Raw genomic sequence first — 3,854 nt, 5'->3', positions numbered from 1 at the left:
GGCCACGGCGGCCGGCCGGTTGCGGGCGCGGACCGAGCTGACCTTCGAATCACGCACTTTCCAGCACGGCAGCCCGCAGACGCTCGCCGCGCTGGTCGAGGTGGTCGCCGCCGGATCGGTGGGCGCGTCGGTGGTGCTCGTGTGGGAGGGCGGCGTGACTACCGAGTCGCTCGCCGATGAATGGGTGACCCATTTGGTGACCGATCGGGCCGGGCTCGACGCGCTCGACCCGACCGCATTGGAGGATTTGCGGGCTGTGGTGCTCGACAACGGTGCCGGCGCAGTTCTCGAGGCTCCCTGGACCCAGGTGGATTCGATCGTGGAACTCAGCGAGTTGCTCGACATGGAGTGATGCTGTTCCCCCCGAGTCACGGGCAGGCCCATGGTATGTGACTATGGGTACAGATCGGTCGGTTTGCAGTATCAGGTTTCCCGCTGGAAATGTGTCATAGAAGTGTTCTATAGCGGCAGGATGTGCAGAGTTTTTTATGATTCGTTTGTCGGGAAATAATCTGCAGGCTCATGGGTGGGGACCTAGGAAGCGGAAGGCGACCGAGGGTTACTACGCTTCCGCAGTTGTTGTCGGTGGCGGTTGAGGCGAATCCGTCGGGTGTTGCGGTGGTGTTTGCTGATGGTGTGGGTTCGGGGGGGTGTTTGAGTTATGCGGAGTTGGATGTTTGGTCGACTCGGTTGGCGCGGTTGTTGATTGATCGGGGTGTGGGTCCGGAGGATTTGGTTGTGGTGGGGATTCCGCGTTCGGTGGAGTCTGTGGTTGCGGTGTGGGCGGTGGCTAAGTGTGGTGCTGGGTTTGTGCCGGTGGACCCGAATTATCCGGTTGATCGGGTGGAGTACATGGTGAAGGATTCGGGCGCGGTGCTCGGTCTGACTGTGGGGGGTGTGGTGGATGGGTTGCCTGGTGAGGTCGAGTGGTTGGTTATCGATGGTGATGTTTCGGTGGTGTTGGAGGGTTATTCGGTTGAGCCGGTGACTTATGCGGATCGGTTGCGGCCGTTGCGGGCTGAGCATCCTGCGTATGTGATTTATACGTCGGGTTCGACGGGTGTGCCGAAGGGTGTTGTGGTGACTCAGGCGGGGTTGGCGAGTTTTTGTGCCGAGCAGCGTGATCGGTTCGGGGTGACGGAGGTGTCGCGTACGTTGCATTTCGCGTCGCCGTCGTTTGATGCGTCGGTGTTGGAGTTGTTGCTCGCGGTGGGTGGTGCGGCGACGATGGTTGTGGTGGCGCCGACGGTTTATGGTGGCGATGAGTTGGCGGGGTTGTTGCGCAGGGAAGGGGTGACGCATGCGTTCGTGACTCCTGCTGCGTTGGCTTCGGTGGATCCTGTGGGTTTGGACGAGTTACGGGTCGTGGTTGTGGGTGGGGAGGCGTGTCCGCCGGAGTTGGTGCGTCGTTGGGTGGTTCCGGTCCGGGGTGGTGAGCGCGAGTTCTATAACGCTTATGGACCGACCGAGGCTACGGTCGTGACGAATGCCAGTGCGTCGTTGGTGCCTGGGGCGCCGGTGTCGATCGGTGCGCCGATCCGGGCGGTCACGGAGTATGTGTTGGACGAGCGTCTGGTGGCGGTCCCGGTGGGTGTGGTCGGTGAGTTGTATGTCGCTGGAGCGCAGTTGGCTCGTGGCTATCAGCAGCGTCCTGGTCTTACTGCTGGGCGTTTCGTGGCGAACCCGTTCGAGGTGAATGGTTCCCGGCTTTATCGCACGGGTGATTTGGTGCGTTGGACTGCTGGTGGCGAGTTGGAGTATGTGGGTCGTAATGACTTCCAGGTGAAGATCCGTGGTTTCCGGATCGAGTTGGGTGAGATCGATGCTGTGCTGACCGGGCATGAGAGTGTCGATTTCGCTGTCACGGTGGGGCACCGGTTGGACAGCGGGGCAACGATCCTGGTGTCTTATGTGCATGCCGCGGGTGGGCATCGGGTCGATGTCGGTGAGCTGATCCGACATGCTGAACACCGTTTGCCCGCGCATATGGTGCCGACCTCGGTGATGGTGTTGGCGCAGGTTCCGTTGACTCCGGCGGGCAAACTGGATCGTGGGGCGTTGCCCGCGCCGCGTTTGCAGGCCAGGTCGTTTCGTGCACCGGCCGGGTGGTTCGAACAGCTGGTCGCGGAGGTGTTCGGCGAGTTACTCGGTGTGGGTGAGCGGGTCGGCGCGGACGATGATTTCTTCGAGCTCGGTGGTAACTCGTTGATCGCGACGCAGGTCGCGGCGCGGCTTGGTGCGGCGGCCGGTGTGCGGGTGCCCGCTCGAGTGGTATTCGGGGCGCCGACGGTGGCGTTACTCGCGGCACGGCTGACCGAATTCGAGGGTGGCCGGCCACGCCACGAATTGGTTGCCGGGCAGCGCCCGGCGCGGGTTCCGTTGTCGTTGGCGCAGCAGCGGATGTGGTTTTTGAACCAGTTCGATACTGGTTCGGCGGCGAACAATATTCCGTTCGCGATTCGTTTGTCGGGTGCGTTGGATGTGGGGGCGTTACAGGCGGCGGTCACGGATGTGATCGAGCGTCATGAATCGTTGCGGACGGTGTATCCGGCGGTGGACGGTACGGGGTATCAGGTGGTGGTGGCTGCGGCCCGAGCGGTCCCGGACCTCACGCCACACACCGTGGCTGCCGAGGAGCTCCCGCAATGGCTGCGCACTGTCGCGGGTGCGGGGTTCGACGTCGCCGACGAAGTGCCGGTGCGTCTTTCGCTGGCCCGCCTCGGCACCGACGACTACGTTTTGGCTGTCGTGGTGCACCATATCGCTGCTGACGGCACCTCGGTCGCTGTGCTGGTGCGTGATCTGATGACCGCCTATATCGCGCGGGGCGCCGCTACCGCACCCGACTGGGCTGCGCTGCCGGTGCAGTACGCGGACTACACGCTGTGGCAGCGTGCGGTGCTCGGCGACGAGGACGACCCGGACTCGGTGGCCGCCGCGCAGATCACCTACTGGCGTAAGGCTCTGGCGGGCATTCCCGACCGGCTCGACCTTCCGACCGACCGCCCGCGTCCCGCGCTGGCCTCAGGCCGCGGTGGCGTGTTCACCTTCACCCTCGACGCGCAGACCACCGCAGGGCTCGACCACCTCGCCCACACCAGTGGTGGGTCACTGTTCATGGTGGTGCACAGTGCCTTCGCCGCGCTGCTGGCCCGGCTTTCCGGTAGCGGTGACATCACCATCGGCACCCCGGTCGCCGGACGCGGAGAACCCGAACTCGATGATCTGGTCGGCATGTTCGTCAACATGCTGGCCCTGCGGACCACCGTCGATCCCGCGTCGTCGTTCCGTGACCTGCTCGAGACGACCAAAGAGACCGATCTCGCCGCGTTTTCGCATGCCGAGCTGCCGTTCGAGCGGTTGGTCGAGGTACTGGACCCGGTGCGTTCGCAGGCGCATCATCCACTGTTCCAGGTGGCGTTGTTCTTCCAGAACATGGACCAAGCCCAACTCGAACTACCGGGTCTGTCGGTCACCGCGATCGAATTCGACAGCGCGACCGCCAAATTCGACCTGCAACTGACGATGACACCGCAGCAGGGCCCCGACACGGGCCTTGCGGGCATGTTCACCTACGCCACCGACCTGTTCGACCAGGACACGATCGCTGATCTCGCAGCGCGTTTCACTCGCCTGCTGCACGCGGCCGTCACCGACCCGGACCGCGCGGTCGGCGATATCGACCTCCTGAGCGCGACCGAACGCGACCGGGTCCTGCGCGAATGGAACACCACAAGCTATCCGGTCCGTCCCGGACTGTTGCTGGATGGGTATCGGCGTGTGGTGGCTGCGGATCCGGGTGCGGTGGCGGTGGTGTTCGAGGGTGTCGAACTGACTTATGGTTGACTTATGGT

Annotated in this window: 2 protein-coding genes; both read left to right on the top strand. The window is 63.6% G+C overall.

Annotation, left to right across the window (positions count from 1 at the left end):
• The coding region (locus AB4Z47_RS30455) for a hypothetical protein (protein WP_441956133.1) at positions 1-352 on the top strand (352 nt) is incomplete at its 5' end.
• A 170-nt stretch (positions 353-522) separates the two neighbouring features.
• Positions 523-3,846: an amino acid adenylation domain-containing protein gene (locus AB4Z47_RS30450; RefSeq protein ID WP_441956131.1), complete on the top strand. Its 3,324-nt coding sequence runs from the start codon at positions 523-525 to the stop codon at positions 3,844-3,846.
• The last annotated feature ends 8 nt before the right edge of the window (positions 3,847-3,854 follow it).

The sequence above is a fragment of the Nocardia sp. 2TAF39 genome, assembly GCF_052114905.1.
Classification (GTDB): Bacteria; Actinomycetota; Actinomycetes; order Mycobacteriales; family Mycobacteriaceae; genus Nocardia.
This window is presented reverse-complemented; position numbering and strand designations above follow the sequence as displayed.

Excerpts from the sequence above, each read along its gene's own strand:
- AB4Z47_RS30450 (WP_441956131.1), top strand. The coding sequence starts at position 523 with ATGGGTGGGGACCTAGGAAGCGGAAGGCGACCGAGGGTTACTACGCTT.